The organism is Holdemanella sp. DFI.5.55 (assembly GCF_020593575.1).
GTDB classification, from domain to species: domain Bacteria; phylum Bacillota_I; class Bacilli_A; order Erysipelotrichales; family Erysipelotrichaceae; genus Holdemanella; species Holdemanella hominis.
Genome location: NZ_JAJDMK010000114.1, coordinates 1 through 3,965 on the forward strand (window position 1 = coordinate 1; position 3,965 = coordinate 3,965).

Annotated in this window: 6 protein-coding genes; 5 read left to right on the plus strand and 1 reads right to left on the minus strand. The window is 26.8% G+C overall.

The annotated features are described in order from the left end of the window. The first annotated feature begins 238 nt into the window (after nucleotides 1–238). The 5 genes from LJE08_RS12890 (at nucleotide 239) to LJE08_RS12910 (ending at nucleotide 3,454) form a co-directional block, all read left to right on the plus strand. Complete coding sequence (locus LJE08_RS12890) at nucleotides 239–412, plus strand: hypothetical protein (RefSeq protein WP_227403428.1); 174 nt, start codon at nucleotides 239–241, stop codon at nucleotides 410–412. Next, nucleotides 402–1,202, plus strand: a complete 801-nt coding sequence (locus LJE08_RS12895) for a hypothetical protein (RefSeq protein WP_227403429.1) — start codon at nucleotides 402–404, stop codon at nucleotides 1,200–1,202. Before LJE08_RS12890 ends, LJE08_RS12895 begins: the two co-directional genes overlap by 11 nt. A gap of 543 nt (nucleotides 1,203–1,745) precedes the next feature. After that, on the plus strand, nucleotides 1,746–2,363 hold the full coding sequence (locus tag LJE08_RS12900) for an ATP-binding cassette domain-containing protein (RefSeq protein ID WP_227403430.1): 618 nt from the start codon (nucleotides 1,746–1,748) through the stop codon (nucleotides 2,361–2,363). Between the two features lie 513 nt (nucleotides 2,364–2,876). Next, nucleotides 2,877–3,191: a hypothetical protein gene (locus tag LJE08_RS12905; RefSeq protein ID WP_227403431.1), complete on the plus strand. Its 315-nt coding sequence runs from the start codon at nucleotides 2,877–2,879 to the stop codon at nucleotides 3,189–3,191. Between the two features lie 14 nt (nucleotides 3,192–3,205). Further along, a complete protein-coding gene (locus tag LJE08_RS12910) occupies nucleotides 3,206–3,454 on the plus strand; it encodes a hypothetical protein (RefSeq protein ID WP_117995447.1) in 249 nt (82 codons plus the stop codon). 38 nt (nucleotides 3,455–3,492) lie between these two features. Here LJE08_RS12910 and LJE08_RS12915 read toward each other — a convergent pair whose 3' ends face one another. After that, on the minus strand, nucleotides 3,493–3,768 hold the full coding sequence (locus tag LJE08_RS12915) for a hypothetical protein (protein WP_227403432.1): 276 nt from the start codon (nucleotides 3,766–3,768) through the stop codon (nucleotides 3,493–3,495). Nucleotides 3,769–3,965: the final 197 nt, after the last annotated feature.

Genomic DNA, 3,965 nt, shown 5'->3' on the forward strand with positions numbered 1-3,965 from the left:
TATTATTGTACGCTATTTCTCGTCAAAAATCAACCATTTGTTGTGACAGAGCCTATTTTAAAATACTTTATAGTTAAAGTAACGAATAGATATATATATCATAAGTCATTAAGCGATTGGAGAAGTGATACCCATGGTACAAACTCAAGCATAAAACACCTATTAAAAAATAACTTCATTTACTAATTCAAATGTTTAATTTTAATTAATAAAAAAACAGGGGGGGGAGGAATTTACTATGAAAGAAGTGAAAATAAAATCATTGGGATTTACAAAAGATACGTTGGATTCATACAATAAAACTATAATAAACAGCATTACAGAAAACATATCCGTTAAAACCAGAGCAAAATCAAATAATTTAGAGCCACATGATCACTTAACTGTGATTGTTGATAAAAATGAATATTAATAAAAAACAAGCTAGCACAAAGCTATTCAGCTTGTTGGCTTTATGCCTAATTTCTATGTTATTTATTTTGCTCAAACAAAAAGATTATCAGTTTTTAGCTGATGGTAATTTTAGTGGGCTTTCATTCTTTTTTGAAATATACGCTGGTAGAGAGTTTATAGTTTTTGAATTTATACTTTTATTTATCATCCCAATAATCACTAATTTAAATTCTTGTATATATAGAAATAATCGCTTTGATGTGATGATTGTTTCTAGAATTGGATATAAAAATTATTTCAAGCAATGTTTTAAACAGTCTATTAAGGATATTTGGTATTATCCTGTTATAATCAATGCAATAACAGTTCTAATTATTCACTTTATGTGTCTTCCAATAATTGGTAAAGACATACAATATGTAGCAAATTACTTTACTAATATAGGTATGTTAGACTTATGCTTATTTACACTGTTTCAAATAATCGGCTGGAGTTTCTTAAATTACTTTTGTTTCTTGCTATCTCAGTTGATTTTAAATAAATATGCATATATTTTGTCACTTAGCATTTATAGTGTTGTATCTACAATATTATTCTCCATAATCGGATCTATAATTCCTTTTGAAATAAAATGGATCTTTTATATTTTTTCTTCATTCACATTATTATGTCCTGGAATAATTGGATTATGGTCTATAGACAAAGGTATTTTTTCTATTATAATCGTTATTCTTTGCTTTATATTTTATTCTATTTTACTGTTTATCTTATCAAAATTTGTTTTAAAGGATCGTGAGCAAAATGGTTAAAGAATATTTCAAAAATTTTATGTTATCTAAATTTCACATGTTTCTATTCACGATATCTAGTATCGTAATGGGAGTGGAACTATATCGATATATATTCCTTTCGGGAGAAAACAATGGAGTTAGCTTTTTATTTAACTCAAATATGCCATTTCTTGTTTTCACCAATATTCTATATGTATTCCTAATATATAGATATTACACTTATCAAAGATTAAGAAAATTTTCAGTAATCCGAATAAGCAAATCAAAATACTGCAAATTTATTTTAAAAATCGAATTGCTGATCTGGTTCATATTTTTTGTGGTGGTATACCTATTATTTGCCTATTTAATAGGTATTCCTCAAGAGCATATGCACTTATATTTAGCGCAATTATCATTTTACGTTATCTTGAATTTATCATTGATTTCATTTCAGGTTTATTGGTTCTATAAGGAATCGCCTATTCATATTTGTATTTTAATATCCTATTTGATTATGGCCATATACAACTATTACATCTGTAATTTAATCTTTCAATTGTTTTAGAAAGTGAGTTATTTATGAAAAAAGAAATAATAAAAATTAACAAAATAAACAAAACATTTCGTGAGAATCCTGTTTTAATTGATTTAGATTTTTCCGTTTACGATAATGATGTTATCTATATTAAAGGCGAGAATGGTTGTGGAAAGTCTACATTGTTGAAAGTGATCTGCGGTCTATTAGATATCGATTCTGGATCTGTAGAAATCGACTCTAATTACTATATTGGTGCACTCATTGAAAATCCGGAATTCTCAGATTTTTCAAACATAAAAGAAAATCTATTATTCTTAGGCAATCTACGTTCAAAACTTAACATTAAGGAACTAGAGAATTTATGTAGAGATTTCCATCTCAATTTAAACGATAAAAAGCTATTAAGAAACTATTCTATTGGTATGAAACAGAAAATGGGAATTATACAAGCAATAATGGAAAATCAAGATATATTAATATTTGATGAGCCTACCCGAGGATTAGATGATTATTCAATAGAAGTATTTATCAAGAAGATGAAAGATCTTATAGAAAAAGGAAAAACTGTAATAATCGCATCACATGATTTTGTTGATATAGGATATTCACGATTTATTACAATGAAAAACGGTAAATTATATGAAGAAACAGCTAAGTAAATATTTTCTTCTATATGGATCTATACTATTGATACTAAAACTATACTTAACGGGTTTATTTCCTGCCGCTCTCTTTATGGATTGGAAGACATGTTCACAATCATTATTATTAGTATTCATGTTTTTTGATGTGAAGTTGTTTAAATTCTTTCTAGTATTTAAATTTCTTAATTTCTTAATCTGTTTAAGACAAATGATTTTTTTCAGAACGAAACATTATAAGTTACTGATATGGTTGGGTGGAGTCATTTTCTCATTTTTATTAATATGTATTGACTTCTTATTCCTATTTCCAGAATTCAAATATTTAGTATACTTATTCTTTGATTTACTATTTATGTGTATGTTTATTGGATATCAAATTTTAACATTAAGCAAAAACAACATATATCATTTTTACATTGGATTCGCATTATATATCATAGCCAATCTAGCTTTAAACAGTTTCTATTCTGTTTTTTAAATAGATATTTAGACATATTTCAAAATCACTTAGTAAACGAAAGGATCTTTATGAACTATTTAGCATTATTTGTTTGCTCCATGATCATACCTATAGTAAATACATCTTCTGTTTCTCAAGCTCTTATAAGTTATGAAATTGATTTTATATATTATATGGTATCCTCAGGCATATTTGGCATTGCCGTTAAGCATTTAAAAAAGAATGAACATCCAATAGTAGTTATTTTACTGGCAACCATTGCAGAAGATCTAATCATAAATCTATTATGTGATATCAAGTTTATTACGTATATTATTCAAATTGCACTTATTATCATATTTGCTCTGTACACAAAGTATAAAAACAAAAATGTAGCATACTAAAAAGGAGATGAATTATGAAAAATTTAAATTGGAGTAAAATGCGTTTCATATGTATTTTTCTTGCCTTTTCACTTGTGATCTTAGGATATTTTTTTCGTAATCACTATTATTATCAATTTTTGGGTTTAGCATATATATGTATAGCAATCAGTAATATCTGTCTTTACTTGTTTGAATTAAAAGAAAAAGGTCATTCATCTAAATCTTATATTCTTGGTGCAATCATGCTAGTCATTTTAGCTATATTTTTTATGACGTTTTAAATCAATGAATACTTGTAATTTATTAGTTGCTATTCGGTTTACAACGTAATGGAAGAATCATATTTTTGAATTTGAAGAGTTATTTTAGGAGCGCTAATTTCTGGATATTCCTTTGTTGTTTTTAGAATTTCTAATCCAAGATCATTTATAGAGTCATTTGAAATATAGTTAACATTTGGAAGTGTTTCGAAAAAGATATTTTCTGTTGCCTTAAGCTCAGGTTTAACATCAGATATATTAAATATTCCTACTGGACTAGTGATAGTGATTAGCATTATATTCGCTAAAAAGCATGCTATAATTCGATTAGGCAAAAGCTAAGAATAACTGCCCTATAGAAGGAATTTGATGGTCAATTCAAATTCCTTCTATATTAAAACATGCAAAACAAGTACCACCTGTAAAGAGCGATACTTGTTTTTCACACTGTGCAGAACATTTTTGTGTTAGCGTAAGCGCAAGAACATCATAAGGATTTTTTCCTTTAATCTTTATGTTTTGTGACATATAT